This is a genomic window from Haloferax sp. s1 (assembly GCF_058382125.1).
The window spans coordinates 1-17,510 of record NZ_JBZRPK010000700.1 but is presented as its reverse complement, the minus strand read 5'-3'; the positions used below and the strand labels follow the sequence as shown (position 1 = coordinate 17,510).

Sequence of the window (17,510 nt, the reverse complement as noted above, 5' to 3'; positions counted from 1 at the left end):
GCGTCGTCCAGCGAAGGTTCGTAGTCGAGGGGAACGTCGTGGATTCGTTTCGTCTGGTCGGTCCATTCGAGCGATTCCGTCAGCAAGTCGAGTTCCCAGCCACCGACTTTCGAGATGCGTTGTGTCCGCTCCAAGAAGTCGCGACTGCGTTCGAGTTCGCGCTCGCGTTCCTTCTGTTCGGTGAGGTCCTGAAAGACGACCACTCTTCTGTCGTCGTCGAGCGAGGTGATAGAGAGCCGAACCGGGACGCCCGTCCCATCGGGTTTACGGACCGTCACCTCGCCTTGCCACTGGCCACTCGTCTCAAGAGCGGGAAGAACCAACTCGCGAATCCGGTCGACTTCCGCCTCGTCGTGGATGTCGTGCCACGAGATGCCGACCATCGATTCCGCATCCGAGTATCCACAGATGTTCGCCCCCGTCTCGTTGACGTAGACGTGGTTACCATCCTCAGTGAGCGCGACGCCAGCGTCGACGGCGTCGACCGCCCGCTTGAACGCTTCGAGGTCACGTTCGCGTTTTCGTTCTTCGGTTACGTCCTCAATCGTCGAGAGGAGTCGACGCTGACCCGAGAGTTCGGCGACCGTGAGACTCACCCGAACCCAGACGGTCTCACCGGAAGTGCTCTGCATAGGCCACGTGAAGGTGTTACTGCCGGTTTCGCGAGCCGTCTTGACCTCCTCTGCGGCGCACTCGGCGGTATATCCGGGCACGTCGGCAGTCACATCGGTCGGCGAGGTTTCGAGGATTGCCTCGCGGTCGGTGCCGAGGATTTCGAGATACCGCTGGTTGATGTCGATGAGGTCGAGCGTATCGAGGTCTCGAACTGCGAGGCCGACGTTTACGGCCTCGAAGAGTTCCCGGTGGTCGAGCGACCCGGCAGTGTTGCGCGCGGCGTCGTAGACGACGTGGCCGAGGTTTTCGATGTCGGCGTCCGATGGGTTCGTCCGTTCGAACGAGACCAGCGGGACGCCATTATCGCGTAACTTCGGAACGAGCGACTGTCCCGTCGAGTCTGTGAACCGCGTCGAGACGACGAGGCAGTCCACACGCGATTGTTCGAGTTCCGAATAGACGGTGTCGACACTATCCGTGGTCGAGACGTGGACTTCCGTCGTCGAATTGCCGACTGCATCGGGGAGTGTATCGGCGAGGCGTTCACGGATAGGTTTGTTCTCGCTGACGACGAGAACGTTCAGCCGACCAGACATACCAGCAAAACAGGCTTCGAAGTTGAAGTATGAACCGGCGTATTCGAGCGGGGCGAGCAAGCCCGGTGTTCGAACGGTGTCGAAGATTCCAAAGTTTGCAGCGCGGGAGACGGCAGGATACAACGTTTAGCTGCCAACGAACCCGAAGTAAAGAAACGAAAATCGACCTAAACGAAGAGAGCGTAATATATACTGAGAGGTGGATGAGCGCCGCCTCTGGTGATACTAATGACGACTACGACCAACTCGACACGACTCGTGGGTATCGTACTACTCGCGTTAGCCGCGCTGTTCGTGCTTCCTGTTCTCTTCGGGATGTCCGGAGCCTTCGGTGCGACGCCGATGGGCTGGGGCGGCGGCTGGATGCACGACACGTGGATGCACGGTGGAACCGGCGGCGGCGTCCCGTGGTGGATGTGGGGAATGGGCCTCCTCGGACAACTGCTCGTCCTCGCAGTCCTCATTGGCGGCGGTGTCCTGCTCTTTCGGGCCGTGAGCAACGACGGGCACGACGACGCCCTGAGCGAACTCCGGAACGCCTACGCCCGCGGCGACATCGACGACGAAGAGTTCGAGCGGCGGCGAGCGCGCCTCGAACGCGACTGAGGCGCGTGAACGTTATTTTCGTCTGCGCAACGTCGTTCGGGCCGACACGGCGCGGTATTTCGAACGTGAATCCAGCGAAATCGAGATAACGGCGAGGGAATCACCTCGTTGCAGACGAAACAGGGGGTTTCACAGGAGAACAATGCCACGAGGTCACAGCGACCGACCCGCAGAGACGCCGCTGTCAAACACCGCGATGCCAACCACTAGAAGTGACGACACTGACCGTAACAACTAACATCTATTTAGGCCAACCTAAAACCATGGCTTCAGATTCGGCCTCCAGCGGTCTCCTCTCAGTGTTCACGCGGTTCCGGCCCCAACGGACTCGACTCCGCGTGTCTGCGTGTGTTGCCGCGAGTCGGTCGATGGAATCCCCCGACGAGGAAGCGTACGAGGCGTAACGAATCAGTCGGAGACGACGGCCACCTTCAGCCCTCGACGAGCGTCTATCGTTCGACGACGGTTCCGACTTCGGGAGCCGTCGCTTCGTAGCCGTCTTCCTGCAGTTCCTCGGCAAAAGCCGCACAGCGGTCGCCGTGATTGACGAGAACGGGGGTATCCTCGTAGTCGGCGAGGAACTCGCGGAGTCCGTGTTTGTCCGCGTGCGCGGAGAAGTCGTACATCTCGGCGCGTGCGGCGACCGGGACGACGCCGCCGTTGAGTTCGCATCGACCGCGTTCAACCAGTTCGCGCCCCGGCGTCCCCTCGACCTGATAGCCGGTGAGACAGATTTTGTTCGTCGGGTCCTGCCGAATTTCGGGGATGTAAGTCATGGCCGGCCCGCCCGAGAGCATCCCGCTCGTGGTGACGATGACCGAGTTCTGACGCGCGATACGGCGTCGTTGACCGTCGCGCCCGGAGACAATTCGCGCGTTCGACTTCGCCCGCTTGAGCGCCGTCGAGTCGCGGACGTAGTCGGGGTAGTTTCGGAGCATCTTCAGGACTCGCGTACCCATTCCATCGACGTAGCAGTCGATGTCGTGGGCGTCGAGGACCAGCAGAATCTCCTGCGTTCGGCCGATAGCGAACGCGGGAACGACGACGGTTCCGCCCTGCCAGATGGTCGTCTGAACGGATTCGACGAACCGTTTTTCGACCGCTGCGCGGTCTTCATGTTCCACGTCGGAGTAGGTAGATTCACAGATGACCACGTCGGCGTCGGGGCGGTCGGTGGTTCCGGACACGAGACGCTGATTGTCGGTGTGGAAATCGGCCGTATAGAGCAGTCGCGTGTCGCCGTCGTCGACGAGGACGTGAGCGCTCCCGGGGATGTGGCCCGCGTTGTAGAAGGTGACCTCGTGGCCGGCGGCCTCGAACGTCTCGCCGTAGTCGTGTGGCTCCGACTGCTGCGTCATCCGGCGAATGTGCGTCTCGGTGAACGGGCAGTCGTACGTGCCGCCGTGTAATTTCAGGGTGTCGCGCGCGAGCGTGAGCGCGAGTTCGTACGTTGGCGGCGTCCAGTGGACTGCCGGCCACTCGTCACCGGAGAGCAGCGAGGGGACCGTCCCGACGTGGTCGAGGTGGCCGTGCGAGACGACGACGGCGTCGGGGGCAGGCGACCCCGCGGGGAACTGCGGCGGATTCCCGGTCATCATCCCGTAATCGAGAAGCAGCGAGTCGTTGACGAGAATCGCACTGCGCCCGACTTCCCCGGCCCCGCCGAGGAACTGGAGTTGCATTGGGAACACGTACCGACTGGAGGTGCTTTTGCCCGTCGGTCCAGCGTTGGTTCGAGCGGCGAGGTGGAGGGCACACGCCGACATCGACACTCGACGTTTTTCCCCGCGGATGCCCTCGCGTAACGTATGCCGGATGCGACCCTCGACCAACTCGTCTCGACGCTCCACGAGTACCTCGCCGCGACAGCGACTCGTCCCGTCCGCGAAGATGTAAGCAGATGGCTCGGGGAAGCGGAGGCGGTCACGGCCGACCTCGCCATCGGCCCGCTCCCGGACGACGACGTAGTCCGAACTCGTCTTGGTCACGTCGAACACCTCCTCTCCAACGTGGATTCGACCGAAGACGACGAGGCGGATACGCACGTCGCTGCAGCACGCGAAACACTGGTGGAGGCACTCGCAACGCTCGACGAACGGGCGACAGAAGGCGGTCGCTGAACAGTCGACGGACGTTTCGAGTGGGACGGTTGCGGACGGCAACCGAGAACGAGTGAGCGACCGAATACAGACGGTTTAGTTCGAGAACCAGTCTTTCGCCGTCGAGGCGAGGATAGAGAGGTCTTCGAACTTCAACATCTGGAACATCGCGAGGGGGTTCCCGTCGTTCACGGCGTTCAACCGCTTCTGGGGAACCCGGTGGAGGTCCTCTAACAGCGTATCGTAGCGCTCGTTGGACGCGCGATAGAGCATCTCCGTCATGAACAACCGGTTTTTGCCCTTGGGCGCGACGCGCTCGTGCCAGAGTTGGTCGTAGATAGCGAGTTCGGACGCGGAGGTGTCGCGCTCGCTGTGGGTGAGAACCCGGTCTGCGGTCGCGGCGGCCACGCGGCCGGAGCGCATGCACTTGTCGATGCCCTCGCCCCAAAGTGGGTCCACGGTCGGGACCGTGTCACCGATGGCCATGAAGTTGTCCGTGCTCATCCGTTTGGGAAGTTGGACGTGTGCGGAACCGCGGTGCTGTTTGCCCTCGATGCGCGATGCGTTCTCGAATCGGGGGTCAGTGTCAACCCAGTACTGGAGGTAATCGTCGACGGTGTACCCTGATTGGGCGTTCTGTCGATGTGCCTCGTTTTGGAGGTAACAGACGCCGACTTTCGCAGTGTCTTCGCCGGTGTGGAAAATCCACGAGTAACCGCCCGGAGCGATGTTGTGGTCGAGACGGAGCATCATCGTGTCCGTGAGGTCGGCGTACCCCGCGGGGTCCAAGTCGAGGCCTTCGAACTCGTACTCGATACCGATGGCCTGTTTTTCCCGTTCGAGGACACAAACGTCGAGTGCCTTCGCAAGCGGGGCGCTCGGGCCGGTGGCGTCGATGATGATGTCGCCGTAAACCTCCTCGTCGCCGTTGTAGCGGACGCCGACGATTTCGCCGTCTTCCATCACGGGTTTGGAGACGCGAGCGTCAAAACGGTACTCCGCACCGTCGGCCCGGGATTCGTCGACCAGCCAGTTCTTGAAGTCGGCGAACTCGAGGACGGCACCGGGTTGGTGTCGCTCGAAGTGGTGGTTCGGAGACTCCAAGACGACATCGTCGGTGAAGTTCATCACGACTTCGTCCGGAATATTGAACGAAGCCATCGTCGACGGGAACGTCCCGGCGGTCGATTTGTTACTCCGAGAGGGGAACTCTTCTTCGGATTCGGTTTCGAGGACGCAAACGTCGTAGCCGCGAGCCGCGAGGTCTCGTGCTGCTTGACCACCTGCGGGGCCCGCACCAGCGATAATCACGTCGTATGTGTCAGTCATTGTAAATTAGGCATCACCGGTAGGTTTGTTCGTACACGCGTTACCCATCCTTTCTGAAACGAGCGTGTAATCTGCTTTGGTTTTGAACGGTCAAGAATCCCAGTCTACTCAACGAAATTAGTTTTCTCAAGAGCGACTAAATCCCGGGGAACGAGGCAAGCAAAGCCACTGATAGGCAGTAGGAGGCCGAACGCAGCGAAGAGAGACAGGAACGAAGGGATACCGAGGATTGTACGGGTCTGGGACTTCGGAATCCGACGAGTGTTACGGTTCCGGGATACGCCGGACCTGAAACTCGCGGTAGCCACCGTAGGCGGCTTCGAGTGCGCCGAGCCACCAGTTCCAGCGCGTCGCAGGGCTCCCTTCGGGAGCATCACGCATGTTTCGGATGATTTCGTCTCCGGAGAGCGGCGCGCCGCGGTCCCGCTCGGCTTGTTCCGAGTCGACGAGGTCGCGGGCTTGACGTGCAACGACCTGCCGCTCGGCGTCCGTACCACCGAACTCGGCAAGAGCGTCCCGAAACGACTCCTCATCGAACGAAGTATGAGAATTGTCGTTCCTGTCAGTGGGAATCACACGCTACCTACGAGGCCCGCCACAAAGAAGACTCGGCTGGGGGGTCACCCGCGACGAAAACACATTACGCCCACCACTCGCTCCGTTGCTCGCTGTACGTCGCATTTTGGAACGGGTCGGGCTTGTCCTCGTCGTCCTCGGCACCCAGATAGTGGGCCGTCCAGTAGCCAACGTGCCATCCTACAGCGTCGGTGTCGAGGTCGACGAGGACGACACGGAGCGTGTCGTACGTTTCTAGCGCTTTGTCTCCGTCGGGGTCGTACCCACTGGCGGCGGCACAGGAAGTCGCACCCGCGACACACGACGAGGTTTCGGTGAAAGAGATTTTGACATCCGCCGACTCGGGGTCGTCCACGTAGGTGAACGTGAGGTTATCGGGCATGCCGGGTGCGCCGTCAGCGTAGTAGTCGAAGGCGTGACGGACCTGGTCGCGGGCCGCGTTCGGGTCGGCCGCACCAGTGTCGTTCACGTAGACAGTGAAGTTCGGGTCGTCCCACGGGAACGCCTTCTCGGTGGCGTTAGTCCGCGGAAGCGTGTAAAGAATCCCCGTCGCATTCATGAGTTCGGCCGGTTCGTCACCGTGGGTGAGACCGAGTGTGTGCCCCAGTTCGTGTTCGATGATTTCGACTGTCGAGTCGTCGCCGAACCCGGTTCGGATGTAGGCAGTCGTCGGCCGGTCGATTTGACGTTCGTCCGTGATGTAGGGTGCACAGCCGACGGCGTCGACCTGCCCGCTACACTCCGGGATGTCGTCCGAAAAGCGGACGACGAGGTCCGGATTCCGCGCGTCCGCGTCGACCTCGTAGTCGATTTCGGAGCCGAGATAGCGCGCGTCGTTCGCCTCCCAGAACGTCGTCGCCTCGTTCACCATCGAGGTGTAGTTACGGCCGTCGTTGGGAGCTTCCACGGCGATAACAACCGGCTCGGACCCCCACGGGCCGAATCCCGATGCAGGCGTGGCTGTCGCAGTTGATTCGGGCGTTGGCTCTAGGGTCGAGGTCAGTCCCGCCTTTGGTGTCGTGGGCGTAGTCTCAGGCGTCACATTGTCGGGCGGAGTTTCAGTCACTGGTGTCGTGGGGCTCGAAGTCGTAACTGTCCCCTCGTCTTCGTTCGGGGTCACAGGCGCGGTGCACCCGGCGAGGACGACGAGGAAGACGACGAAAATCGGGAAGCCACGCATACCAAAGCAGGTGCGACGTATCGGTAAGAAAGTTTGTCCCGGTCGACAGCAGTCGGGAAGCTGACGTGAGAGCACGGCGAGACACGGTGCAGCGGCTCACGAGTGTGAAAGTGGCTGAGAGGAGTAAGCCCCCTTCTGTTCGTCCCAGCATTCGGCTTAGCGTCCGCGTCCTTCCCGGGGAACCCCGGGGGCACGACGGGCGAACCCGACGCGCCGTCCGAACTACCTTCGCGGCGCGGACTTGCACCGGTGAGGATTCGCCGTTCCATCCGTTCTCGACCGTCGGAGATGGCGATGCCATCTCGCGGCTCACGGGTGACCGTTCACCAGCCGCGGTCACGATGTGACCGCGCTTCCCTCTGCGGGTTAACTCCCTCCCCTTACGGGTCGGTTCGCGCGCATCATCGGTCGGGTCGAGTGGTCTCGTTTCTGTTCCAGCGCCAGCCGTCTCCGACTCCGGGCTTGCGCCCGGTCACCTGTTCAGACGGTGGGGGGACTTTCCTCATGCCCGCAATCGGGCACGGGAACTGGGCTCTCTCTGCCGACGTACTCTAGTTCCGTCCGTCGGATAAGCGGTTCGATTAACCCAGTACTGAACTGATTTAGTAACCCGTTATATGGCGTTTTATTCACATAACAGCGGTGTAACACTCGAGGGAAGCGTTGAAGTCACCGTGGGCCTTGAATGGTAGTATGTCCGAGGCGCAGACCGTACACCTCACCTACGAGGATGGGGCGCGGGCGGTCGAACTAGCGCGGGAATCCGTCGAATCGTACGTTCTTCACGGGCAGAGAGAACAACCGGGCAGTATGCGGGACGCATTCTACGCACGAACCGGGGCGTTCGTGCGCATCAAGTCGACACGTGGGCGCGGTCGGCTTCGTGGATGCGCAGGGGCATACCGTGGCAAAGACCAACTTGGTCATGCCATCGTCGACGCGGCCATCAAGGCCGCATCCGGCGACTCGTGTCAAACCGAAATCGAAGCACCTGAACTGCCGAACCTGAATATCTCTGTTTGTATTGTCAACGAATACACCCTGACGAACGACCCCCTTTCTGACATCGAACTCGGAAAACACGGGGTCGCTATCGACGCCGACGGGTGCCATGGCTGGATGTACCCCACGCTTCCAATCGAACTCGGTTGGTCGAAAGAACAGTTCCTCACGAACGCTTGCCGAAAGGCCGGCCTGTCGCCGTTGGCGTGGCAGGACGACGACACCATGATTACGCTCTTTGAGGGGCAAGTCTTCCGCGAGCGCGAAGACGGTGGGAGCGTCGAGGCGCTGTAACTGGGGGTAGGGAAGAACACACTCCTTCCACGCTTACCGTCGCATCGGAGAGGCATCGCTCTGCAGTTTGTATCAGGGGGACGTCGCTCTGCAATCTGCATCAGAGAGACGTCGCTATTGCAGACTCCCAAACGAATCCGTCGCACACTGCAAAACTGACTGTCGCAGTCGGTTGCGGGGTTGGTAGCCCGCTATTCGTCGCCGAAACCGACGCGCTCGGCATCTTCGCGTGCTCTCGTCGCCGCCGCGTCGAGGTCGAAGTCGCGGACGAGTTCGCCGTCACGAATCAGCGGTTTGAGCAGTGACTCTGCGTCGGTCGGGGCGGGCGTCCCACGGAGACCGATGTGGTGTCCACCGTCGTCGGTGCGGTAGACTTCCTTCACGCCCGAGAGTTTGCCCCGCTTTGCTGCCGGTTCGCCGTCGACTTCGACGATATCGAGCGCAAAGTCGACCGGGTTGGCGTTCGAGATGTAGCCGCCGACGCCGAATCCTTCGACTACGTCGCGGAGGTTCCGGAGTTCTGTCGGACCGAGACCGCCGCTGACGAAGATGCCGACATCCTCGTAGCCGCGCGCGTCCAGTTCCCACCGAACCTCGCGGACGATGTGCCGGAAGTCTCCACGACGCGACGAGGTGGTGTCGAGTCGGACGCTGTCGAGGCGGTCCCCGAGCGTTTCGACCGCTCTGAGCACTTCCTCGACCTCGTCGCCGTAGGTGTCACAGAGCGCGACGCGAGGCACGCCCTCCGGGACTGACTCGTCGAATGCCTGGAACGCCTCGGCCTGGTTTCCGCGGCCGAACGCGATAAGAAGCGCGTGCGGCATCGTCCCCGACGCCTCCTTACCGAGAATGTCCCCGGCGGCGACGTGCGAGAATCCGTCGAGACCCGCGACGAGCGCGCTCCGTTCGACCATCGCAGCAATCGAAGGGTGGACGTGGCGCGCGCCGAACGAGAAGACCGTCGAGTCGGGAGCGGCCATTCGTGCTTCGAGCGACGCCGTGGCACAGCCAGAAGCGTGCGAGAGAAAGCCGAGTAGCGAGGTTTCGAGACGGGCGAATTCGAGGTAATCACCCTCGATTCGCATCACGGGACCGCCGTCGAACAGGAGGCCCTCGTGCATCGCGTCGACGTCGACGTCGTATCCGGAGAGGAGCACTGCGGCGTCTTTCACCCCGGCGAACACCTCGTAGTCCCCGTCGGGGAACTGGTCCGCCGTTACCTCGGCGACGACGCGAGGGTTCTTCCCCGCGTGCTGAAGGGTGTCCGCAGTCCGCTCGAAGTAGGCGTCGGTCGCGACGCCCTCGCGGATAGCCTCGGGACCGACGATGTCGAACTCGCTCATTGCCCGAGGTTCCGCGCGCCCGATGAAAAAGGTGTATAATCGTTCGCTAACGTCGAAGAAAGATGTTCTTCAACTCGAAGAGACGACCCGGTCAGCAAACGAGGACTCCCGTTGAATAGGTGGTATTGTCTTTTTCGACGTACCCAGTTCCAACACTCCACGGGCGGCCGTCGAATCCGACAGCTGACTCGGAAAGCGCGTCGTCGAACAGTGCTCGCTCCTCGGGAGAAAGCGAGTCGTACTGGACGACTTCAGCGTCCTCGGAGACATTGTCCACCGGACTGACCTCCAAGGACTGGTTACAACTGTTCGACCACGGAACCAGCGTCCCAGTAGCAAAGAGAAAGGCAGCGACGGACAGAACGAGCAAGAGGGCGACGATAGCGAACAGCCCGATGCGGCGAGACATACACAGAAATGTCAGCCACAAGCTAAGTGCGTTCTCCTACTCCCGCGCGTGTACTTCGTCTAATTCCTCAACCGTCGGCGCGTTCACGATGGTGACCGTATCACCCTGCCGTGTCACCCGATAAGCGTCGGCGAACGTCCCGTCTTCGATGACGTAGGTGTTTTCGGCGACTTGTTTTGCGCCGAGTCGGAGTTTAAGCGTCCGCGTCAGATACGCCGACTCGAACTGTCGAGCGTCTGCGTTCGTGTCCCAGACCGTCTTCCAGACGTACCCGCGGGCGTGGGGGTTTGCGTCGGCTTCGGCGTCCGAAGCCGGTCTGTACGGAACGACGAGGTCACCGGCCCAGCCTGCGGCGGGACCAGCGGTGTAGTTGTATGTCGAGTACGCTCCGGGGTCGTCTCGGAGCTTCTCGCGGTCGATGGCGGCGTGTTTCCAGAAGGTCGTGAAGATAGATGCTTCGCCAACCGTGTCACCGACTGGGTCGTGGTCGTAACGCGTCCACGTGGCCGACGACCGGTCTTCGATAGTCACCTCGACCGGCCGCTCGTCCGGGTAGGTGCTCGGGTGAAGCACCTGTTCTGTCGAGACCGGACGGTTCTCGTAGGCGGCGTTCACTGCTTCCCAGCCGCCGCGTTCGTGGAGGTCGGAGACGAACGTTGGTCCCTCGCTGTAGGGCGTGTAGATAGTGAGGAAAACCGGGTAGTCGAACGACCCACTTCCGGCCCCGCTCCCGTCCGGACGGGGAACGCACTCCCAGTCGGCCGCACAGCGTTCTTCGTACAGGCTGTCGACGTAGCGAGCGTCACCCTCGACGAGTCCGTTATTGGCGAGTTGTTTGTCCTGCGTGGGTGGTGCTGCGTCGAGTCCGAAGTGCTGGTCTTGCAGTGCGTGAAGGAGTTCGTGGGCGAGCGTCCGACGATTGATGGTCGGATTGCCGTCGTTGCTTATGAGGACGATTTGGTCCTCTTGGGGCGCATAGTAACCGAGAACCGAACCGCCGTAGAGTTCGTCGAACACCTGTTGGATAGTCCGGTTCTCACCGACTAACAGGAGTGCCTCCCACACCTGGTCGTTCCAGTCGGCGTGGACCAGATTCGACTGGTTTCGAGACTCGTTTCGGTACTCGGCGCGCGAGATGACTTCGACCGGAACCGGTTCGGTGAATTCCAATTCCCGAATGACTTCCACGCGAGCCATCGTCCGAGCGACGAACGCCTCGCGCTCGGTCGCATTCAGGCCGTCAGATTGGTCCACAGCGATGGACTCGTTGTGCCAGTAGCCACCCTCCCAGCCGAGCCTGTCACTCGGCGGGTCTGCGGGCCACGCCCCGCTGTCGGCCGTGTCTTCGGGCGGATTCACTACGGGGGCGCTACACCCGGCAACCACGAGGAGAAGTGCAGAGAGAAGCGCGGCGAGTGGCAGACGGTTCATACAGAGACACACGAGCGGGATGTGAAAAAGCGTCTCGGAGAGCGTGGCCGCCTATGACGTGAGACTCGGCCGAATCTCGTCCACGTCCTCGGGCGTCGGCCCGTTGACGATGACGACGCGGTCACCCGTTCGGACGACCCGGAAAGCGTCGTTGAACTTGCCCTCCTCGATGACGTAGATACCGCTTGCCTGCTTCTTGGCACCGTTGGCGTCGAGGATGTTCAGGTACGCGTCTTGGAACTCGCGGGCGTCGCCCTCGGAATCCCACTCAGTCACCCAGACGTAGCCGTACTCGGTTTCCGAACCGGCTTCGTTGCGGTATGGGAACAGGCGGTCGTTCGCCCATCCGTTCGACGGGCCAGCATCGTAGTTGTAGGTGTCGTACGTCGAATCGGTGTTCGCGACGGACCGGACAGGGACAGTCCGCGCTCCATTCATCCGAGCCTGATACCAGAACATCGAGTAGATAGACACCTCGCCAACGGTGTCAGAGCCGTCGACGCCCTGATTGGGGAAGGTCGACCAGCCGTCTGTCCCCTCGTCTTCGAACGCGATTGGCCGAGGCGTCTCGTCGGTCATGTGGATGACCTGTTCGGTGGAGACCGGCGGGTTTCTGAGCGCGTCGTTGACCGCCTCCCAGCCACCCTGCTGGTACAGGTTGTTCACGTAGACCGGCCCGTCGGAGTACGGCTGGAAGATGGTCAGGAGGATGCCGAAGTTCGGTCCGCCGCCGCTTCCGGACCCACCAGACCCGCCCGCGGAGGGCGTGACGACACAGTCCCACGCGCCGGAGCGACACTGCTCGGCGTACCGGAGTTCGACGAGTTTCGCGTCGCCTTCGACCACGCCGTCGGTAGCGAGGTCACCGTCTTGTGTCTGACCACGGTAGCGCGGGTCTGCAAGGTCGAAATGCTGGTCCTGAAGTGCGTGGTGAAGTTCGTGAATCAGCGTCGCATTATCGATTGTGGGTGCGCCGGTCGAATCGGTGACAATCTTGATTTCGTCGTCTGACGGCGAGTAGAAGCCGAGAACAGAGCTTCCGGTCGTTCGGGAGATAGCGTTTGTACTCCCTTCGGATTCACCGGTGATGAAAAGCGCTTCCCACACCTGGTCGTTCCAGCGGGTGTACGTGGAAGCGGACGGCCCCGACCGGTTAGCGTTGCCGCGCTGGTACTCGTCACGCGAGATAACGTCCACGGGGACAGCCTCTTTGAATTCGAGGTGTCGCAACTGTTCGACCCGGGCCATCCCGCGGGCGACGTAGGCTTCGAGTTCGGAATCGTTCAGACCGTCGGACTGGTCGACTGCGATGGGTTCGTCGTACCAGTAGCCGTTTTCCCACCCGAGTACGTCGCTGTCGGGATCGGTGAATCCATCTCTATTCGGGTCGGGCGTCACGGGCGGTGCCGTGTCACTGTCGCCCGCTCCGGGAATCGCCGTTGGAGCGGCGCACCCGGCCAGAAGCAGAAGAACAGCAACAAAAACGGCACGGAGACCAGACGTTCGCATACGGTACCCTTAGACTCCGGGGTGAAGTACCTTGTCCGGTTCGGTTGTCGAAACCGCTGTCTAATTCGACCGTCGAAACTGGCAGGTGGCGCGCCGACTGCTTTTGGTCGTCCCGACGCAATCATCAGCTATGCCATTCGATTCGACACAGACTGCGGTCGTCGTCGTAGATATGCAAAACGGCTTTTGCCACCCCGAAGGCAGCCTCTTCGCACCGGGGAGTGAAGCCGCCATCGACCCCGTTTCGGACCTCGTCTCGACGGCCCGCGACGCGGGCGCACACATCGTTTACACGCGAGACGTTCACCCGTCGGAACAGTTCGACGACACCCACTACTACGACGAGTTTCAGCGGTGGGGAGAACACGTCGTGGAGGGGACGTGGGACGCCGAGTTACTCGACGACCTCGATGTCCGCGAAGAAGACCTCGTCGTCGAGAAGCACACCTACGATGCGTTCTATCAGACGCAACTTGAGGGGTGGCTCAACGCCCACGGCGTCGACGACCTGCTCATCTGCGGGACGCTGGCGAACGTCTGTGTCCTCCACACTGCCGGAAGCGCCGGCCTGCGCGACTACCGTCCGGTGCTCGTCACTGACGCCCTCGGCTACATCGAGGAGGCACACAAAGAGTACGCGGTCGACCACGCCGACTGGTTGTTCGGCGAGACGACGGCCCTCGCCGACGTCGAGTTCGAGTAACGCCACCCCCGGCGACCGGGGTCGATAGAATCACTCGCGGAAGAGTCGGTACGCCCCTTGGCCGGTGGCGACAGCGTCGTCCCAGTCGGTCGACGGGGACTGCCGTCCGGCCACGTCCGAGTCGTCTTCGGGGTCGGTGCTGACGACAGTAATCGTGCTCACGCCGACCGACCCGCCCGCGCGGACGACCTCGGCGACGGCAGTCAAATCACCCGACGCCCGGCGAAGGTAGTTCACGTTGAGGTTGATGGTGGCCACACCGCCCGAAAGCGGGTCGTCGAGCATAGTCCGAAGGGCGATACCGCCCGCCGTGTCGATAAGCGTCGCGGCGATACCGCCGTGGATGGTCGGCGGTGACACTGTGTTGGTGAGCTTTTCGTCGTACGGGATGGTCATCACGAGTCGTCCGCGCTCGATGGCGTCGATGCGGGTGTTAAGCCACGAGAGGTAGCCGTGTTCGTCCTCGATGTGCCGCTGGACGATAGCCGCAGCCTCGGCGGGGAAATCGTCGGTCATACCACGAACGAGTGTGTCAGACAGCATGTAACCGACGGTCCGCGACACAGTCGCCGGGAACTAGCTCGGTGATTTGGGGCGTGAGATATATACTGCACCCGAAAATCATACTGGTATGAGCGATTTCCGCGTCCTCTTCGTCGACGAGGGCACCTCGAACCTCACAGAGGCTATCGAGCGACGCGGATTCACTGTCGAGGTACTCTCGACGTGTGACTCGATTTTCGACACACTGGACGAAAACATCGACGGAATTGTCGTAAACGGCGGCACCGACATCGAACTCGTCTCCCAGATTCGCGACCGTCTCGGCGTCGTTCCGGTCTTCTTCCTCGTCGACGACGAAACGGCTGTCGAGCCGTCGTCGAGCGAAAAAGGAGCTATCAGCGTCGAGCGCCCGGAGTCGTCGGGGGCCGTCAACGCGCTTGCGACCCGTATCGAACGGGCCGTCGAGTTCTCACAGTGGGCGTCGACCGCTCGGGACAGCGACTCGTTGTACCGGACGGTCGTCGAACAGAGTCACGACGCCATCTTCATCGCCCAAGACGGTGGCTTTCGCTTCTGGAATCGGCGGATGACCGAACTCACCGGTCTCAGCGACGACGAACTCGCCGAGATTCCGCTTTTGGACATCATCCACCCGGATGACAGAGACAAAGTCACCGAGATTTCCGAACAACGACGGCAGGGCGGCGACGCGCCCGTGAGTTACGATGTCCGCCTCGTCGACGCCGACGGAGAGATGCACGAGTGTTCGGCAAACGTCAAAGATATCGAGTATCACGGGTCCTACGGCGTGCTCGTCACGATGCGCGATGTGACGGAACGACGTGCCACCGAGGCGCAGTTTCGCGCCCTCGTCGAACTCGCACGCGACATCGTGACGCTCGTCGGGTCTGACGGTCGAATTAAGTACGAAAGTCCGTCTGTCGAGGACGTACTCGGCTTCGACCAAGACGAGTTGGTCGGCGCGCACATCCGCGACTACACCCATCCAGAAGACTGGGAGCGCGTCGAAGAAGCGATGCAAAGGTCGCTCCAGAGTGGCGAAGATAAGAAAGAGCCGATTCGGTACCGACACCAAGATGCGGACGGAAATTGGCGCTGGCTAGAGTCTGTTGGAACCAACCAGACAGACACGTCAGTCGGTGGGTTCGTTATCACTACCCGGGATGTAACCGAACAGCGGACCTACGAAGAGCGGTTACAGCGACACGAGAGTATCGTCGAAAGTATCCGCCAGGGTGCCTACGTGGTTGACCGCGAGGCCATCATCCAGTACGTTAACGAAGCGGCAGTAGCGCGGATATCGATTCCCCGCGAGAAGTTCATCGGACAGCACATCTCGGTTGCACGCGAAGTAGACCTCCTCGACGATGACCAGTACGAGCGGGTCAAGTCGGTCCTCGATGATGTCCTACGCGGCGAGAGCAATGGAGAGCGGTTTGAAATCGAGCTTTCTCGCCCCAACGGTGACTACGTCATCGAGTTCGCCATCTCACCGATTGTCGACGAGGATGGCTCAATTACTGGTGCGGTCGGCATCTCGACCGACATCACGGAGCGAAAACGCTACGAGGAACAACTCAACGCGCTCCACGTCTCGACGCGAGAGCTAACAGCCGCAACCAGCCGAGAGCAGGTTGCCGAGGTCGTCTGCGACGCCGCCAATGGTGTTCTCAACTACAACATCAGCGGGGTGCTGCTGTACGACGAGTCGACAGACACGCTCGTCCCGACGGCGTTCACCGAAGAGGCACAGGAGATGTTCGGCGACATCCCCCCGCTCCCGCGCGGAACAGGCTTCTCGTGGGAGGTCTTCGAGAGCGGAGAACCCCACCTGTACGACGACTTCGAATCGAGTCCGCACCGGTTCAACCCCGTCGCCGAAATCAAAGAGGAGTTGGTCGTTCCGATTCCCGACCACGGCGTGTTCTTCGTGGGGTCGGTCGATGAGGGAACCTTGGCCGACCAGCGCCTCACACTGGCGAAAGTATTGGCGTCGAACACGCGCGCCGCACTGGACCGAGTCGAACGCGAACAACTCCTTCGCCAGCGCGAGCGCGAACTCGCCCGACAAAACGAGCAACTCGAATCGTTCGCGTCGGCCGTCTCGCACGACCTCCAGAACCCGCTCAACGTAGCCATGGGCTATCTCGAACTCGCCCAAGAACAGTTCGACAGCGACGAACTCGCCCGAGTGCAAGTCGCGCACGAACGGATGGAGACCATCATTCAAGACGTGCTGGCGTTGGCACGGAGCGGGCAGACCGTCGACGAGGTGGAGCCGCTACCGCTCAAACGAGTCGTCGCCGAAGCGTGGAACACCGTCGCGACCTCCTCGCCGGAAGCGACGCTCAAAATCGACGGTATCGCCGAGGTGGACGCCCATCACGGTCGGCTCCGACAACTCTTCGAAAACCTCCTGTCGAACGCGATTCGCCACGGTGGCGACGACGTGACAATCCGGGTCGGACCGCTCGAAGCCCGACCGGGGTTCTACGTCGAAGACGACGGTCCCGGAATCCCTCCAGACGAGCGTTCTCGTGTCTTCGAGTCGGGCTACACGACGAGTCCGGAGGGAACCGGATTCGGTCTCAGCGTCGTCATAAGCGTCGTCAACGCACACGGATGGGATATCGACGTATCCGAAGGCGACGGCGGCGGAGCGCGATTCGAAATCACGACCGAAACCGGACGCTGACGGTGTCGAACACCGTTGATGGCAGAAACCCCTAATTCCGGGTCGTCCGAACGTCGAGGTATGAACAGCCCAGACAAAGCGACGACGCGAGCAGTCGAGTCGTGTCGCAACGCGCTCCCGCCGACAGTCGACGGCGGGCGCGTGGTGTTCGGGTTCGACGGCTACATCGACCGGGTCAGAGAGTTCGTTTCCGAACGCCAGTCCGCAGAGTCGTACGACCGTGTTCCGACGTTAGACGCCTTCGCGGACCGTGTGAACGCGTCGGTCGAAGCCAACAGTTCGCTCACCTTCGAGTGGATTCAAGCCGGCGTTCGAACCGGCGGACACGTAAGCCACCTCGCCCGCGCCTTCGGGACGATGGGCTTCGACCCAGCCCTCATCGGCTGTTTCGGCGACCCGCCGGAGGACCCGTTCATCGAAGAGTTCGGTGACTTCACGCTAGAAACGCTCGGAGCACCGGGCTACACCGACGCCGTCGAGTTCGACGACGGGAAACTGATGCTTACCGAAGTCGGCGCGCTGACGGCGCTCGATTGGGTCGACATCGAGTCCCGCGTCGGTCTCGACCGGCTCTCGGAACTCGTCGACGGGACCGAAC

16 protein-coding genes, 1 other RNA gene and 1 pseudogene are annotated in these 17,510 nt (G+C 61.6%); 7 read left to right on the top strand and 11 right to left on the bottom strand.

The annotated features are described in order from the left end of the window. The coding region (locus QT222_RS18890; RefSeq protein ID WP_491478055.1) for a PAS domain-containing protein at positions 1–1,211 on the bottom strand (1,211 nt) is incomplete at its 3' end. 228 nt (positions 1,212–1,439) lie between these two features. On the opposite strand from QT222_RS18890, the gene QT222_RS18885 reads away from it, so the two are divergent. Both QT222_RS18885 and QT222_RS18880 read left to right on the top strand, forming a co-directional pair. Further along, positions 1,440–1,817 carry an SHOCT domain-containing protein gene (locus QT222_RS18885; protein WP_491478054.1) on the top strand — a complete coding sequence of 126 codons (378 nt, stop codon included), beginning with the start codon at positions 1,440–1,442 and terminating at the stop codon, positions 1,815–1,817. Positions 1,818–2,080: 263 nt separating this feature from the next. Then, a complete protein-coding gene (locus QT222_RS18880; protein ID WP_169330955.1) occupies positions 2,081–2,221 on the top strand; it encodes a hypothetical protein in 141 nt (46 codons plus the stop codon). 45 nt (positions 2,222–2,266) lie between these two features. Here QT222_RS18880 and QT222_RS18875 read toward each other — a convergent pair whose 3' ends face one another. Further along, positions 2,267–3,499 carry an MBL fold metallo-hydrolase gene (locus tag QT222_RS18875; RefSeq protein ID WP_491478056.1) on the bottom strand — a complete coding sequence of 411 codons (1,233 nt, stop codon included), beginning with the start codon at positions 3,497–3,499 and terminating at the stop codon, positions 2,267–2,269. A gap of 126 nt (positions 3,500–3,625) precedes the next feature. On the opposite strand from QT222_RS18875, the gene QT222_RS18870 reads away from it, so the two are divergent. After that, the gene (locus QT222_RS18870) at positions 3,626–3,937 is read left to right on the top strand and encodes a DUF8152 family protein (RefSeq protein WP_004059247.1); all 312 of its coding nucleotides are present in this window, start codon (positions 3,626–3,628) and stop codon (positions 3,935–3,937) included. 75 nt (positions 3,938–4,012) lie between these two features. On the opposite strand, the gene QT222_RS18865 is transcribed toward QT222_RS18870, so the two are convergent. The 4 genes from QT222_RS18865 to rnpB all read right to left on the bottom strand — a co-directional run bounded on the left by QT222_RS18865 (position 4,013) and on the right by rnpB (position 7,544). Further along, positions 4,013–5,245 (bottom strand): digeranylgeranylglycerophospholipid reductase, encoded by a 1,233-nt coding sequence (locus QT222_RS18865; RefSeq protein WP_004059246.1) that lies wholly within the window; start codon positions 5,243–5,245, stop codon positions 4,013–4,015. 264 nt (positions 5,246–5,509) lie between these two features. Next, the gene (locus QT222_RS18860; RefSeq protein WP_004059245.1) at positions 5,510–5,821 is read right to left on the bottom strand and encodes a WNWW family protein; all 312 of its coding nucleotides are present in this window, start codon (positions 5,819–5,821) and stop codon (positions 5,510–5,512) included. 64 nt (positions 5,822–5,885) lie between these two features. Then, positions 5,886–7,001 carry a matrixin gene (locus tag QT222_RS18855; protein WP_491478053.1) on the bottom strand — a complete coding sequence of 372 codons (1,116 nt, stop codon included), beginning with the start codon at positions 6,999–7,001 and terminating at the stop codon, positions 5,886–5,888. A 112-nt stretch (positions 7,002–7,113) separates the two neighbouring features. Next, positions 7,114–7,544, bottom strand: an RNA gene (gene rnpB / locus QT222_RS18850) — RNase P RNA component. A 150-nt stretch (positions 7,545–7,694) separates the two neighbouring features. Here rnpB and QT222_RS18845 point away from each other — a divergent pair. Then, a complete protein-coding gene (locus QT222_RS18845) occupies positions 7,695–8,297 on the top strand; it encodes a TIGR00296 family protein (RefSeq protein ID WP_004059243.1) in 603 nt (200 codons plus the stop codon). 191 nt (positions 8,298–8,488) lie between these two features. Here the strand turns inward: QT222_RS18845 and QT222_RS18840 are convergent, their stop codons facing one another. The 4 genes from QT222_RS18840 to QT222_RS18825 all read right to left on the bottom strand — a co-directional run bounded on the left by QT222_RS18840 (position 8,489) and on the right by QT222_RS18825 (position 12,989). Next, positions 8,489–9,640 carry a nicotinate phosphoribosyltransferase gene (locus tag QT222_RS18840; protein ID WP_004059242.1) on the bottom strand — a complete coding sequence of 384 codons (1,152 nt, stop codon included), beginning with the start codon at positions 9,638–9,640 and terminating at the stop codon, positions 8,489–8,491. 91 nt (positions 9,641–9,731) lie between these two features. Next, a complete protein-coding gene (locus tag QT222_RS18835; protein ID WP_491478052.1) occupies positions 9,732–10,049 on the bottom strand; it encodes a DUF7979 domain-containing protein in 318 nt (105 codons plus the stop codon). A gap of 36 nt (positions 10,050–10,085) precedes the next feature. Beyond that, positions 10,086–11,480, bottom strand: a complete 1,395-nt coding sequence (locus tag QT222_RS18830) for an Hvo_1808 family surface protein (protein WP_491478051.1) — start codon at positions 11,478–11,480, stop codon at positions 10,086–10,088. Positions 11,481–11,531: 51 nt separating this feature from the next. Continuing rightward, complete coding sequence (locus QT222_RS18825) at positions 11,532–12,989, bottom strand: Hvo_1808 family surface protein (RefSeq protein WP_004059239.1); 1,458 nt, start codon at positions 12,987–12,989, stop codon at positions 11,532–11,534. Between the two features lie 130 nt (positions 12,990–13,119). Between QT222_RS18825 and QT222_RS18820 the strand changes: the two genes are divergently transcribed. Then, on the top strand, positions 13,120–13,692 hold the full coding sequence (locus QT222_RS18820) for a cysteine hydrolase family protein (protein ID WP_004059238.1): 573 nt from the start codon (positions 13,120–13,122) through the stop codon (positions 13,690–13,692). A gap of 30 nt (positions 13,693–13,722) precedes the next feature. Here the strand turns inward: QT222_RS18820 and QT222_RS18815 are convergent, their stop codons facing one another. After that, the gene (locus QT222_RS18815) at positions 13,723–14,208 is read right to left on the bottom strand and encodes a PaaI family thioesterase (RefSeq protein WP_179955347.1); all 486 of its coding nucleotides are present in this window, start codon (positions 14,206–14,208) and stop codon (positions 13,723–13,725) included. 115 nt (positions 14,209–14,323) lie between these two features. Here QT222_RS18815 and QT222_RS18810 point away from each other — a divergent pair, with 115 nt between their 5' ends. After that, positions 14,324–16,912, top strand: coding sequence for a sensor histidine kinase (locus QT222_RS18810; protein WP_491478050.1), 2,589 nt, complete (start codon positions 14,324–14,326; stop codon positions 16,910–16,912). A 60-nt stretch (positions 16,913–16,972) separates the two neighbouring features. Further along, positions 16,973–17,510, top strand: a pseudogene (gene khk / locus QT222_RS18805) (ketohexokinase); the annotation flags it as partial.

Excerpts from the sequence above, each read along its gene's own strand:
- QT222_RS18855 (WP_491478053.1), bottom strand. The coding sequence starts at position 7,001 with ATGCGTGGCTTCCCGATTTTCGTCGTCTTCCTCGTCGTCCTCGCCGGG.
- QT222_RS18845 (WP_004059243.1), top strand. The coding sequence starts at position 7,695 with ATGTCCGAGGCGCAGACCGTACACCTCACCTACGAGGATGGGGCGCGG.
- QT222_RS18815 (WP_179955347.1), bottom strand. The coding sequence starts at position 14,208 with ATGACCGACGATTTCCCCGCCGAGGCTGCGGCTATCGTCCAGCGGCAC.
- QT222_RS18820 (WP_004059238.1), top strand. The coding sequence starts at position 13,120 with ATGCCATTCGATTCGACACAGACTGCGGTCGTCGTCGTAGATATGCAA.
- QT222_RS18810 (WP_491478050.1), top strand. The coding sequence starts at position 14,324 with ATGAGCGATTTCCGCGTCCTCTTCGTCGACGAGGGCACCTCGAACCTC.
- QT222_RS18875 (WP_491478056.1), bottom strand. The coding sequence starts at position 3,499 with ATGCAACTCCAGTTCCTCGGCGGGGCCGGGGAAGTCGGGCGCAGTGCG.
- QT222_RS18835 (WP_491478052.1), bottom strand. The coding sequence starts at position 10,049 with ATGTCTCGCCGCATCGGGCTGTTCGCTATCGTCGCCCTCTTGCTCGTT.
- QT222_RS18880 (WP_169330955.1), top strand. The coding sequence starts at position 2,081 with ATGGCTTCAGATTCGGCCTCCAGCGGTCTCCTCTCAGTGTTCACGCGG.
- QT222_RS18870 (WP_004059247.1), top strand. The coding sequence starts at position 3,626 with ATGCCGGATGCGACCCTCGACCAACTCGTCTCGACGCTCCACGAGTAC.
- QT222_RS18865 (WP_004059246.1), bottom strand. The coding sequence starts at position 5,245 with ATGACTGACACATACGACGTGATTATCGCTGGTGCGGGCCCCGCAGGT.
- QT222_RS18830 (WP_491478051.1), bottom strand. The coding sequence starts at position 11,480 with ATGAACCGTCTGCCACTCGCCGCGCTTCTCTCTGCACTTCTCCTCGTG.
- QT222_RS18840 (WP_004059242.1), bottom strand. The coding sequence starts at position 9,640 with ATGAGCGAGTTCGACATCGTCGGTCCCGAGGCTATCCGCGAGGGCGTC.
- QT222_RS18885 (WP_491478054.1), top strand. The coding sequence starts at position 1,440 with ATGACGACTACGACCAACTCGACACGACTCGTGGGTATCGTACTACTC.
- QT222_RS18825 (WP_004059239.1), bottom strand. The coding sequence starts at position 12,989 with ATGCGAACGTCTGGTCTCCGTGCCGTTTTTGTTGCTGTTCTTCTGCTT.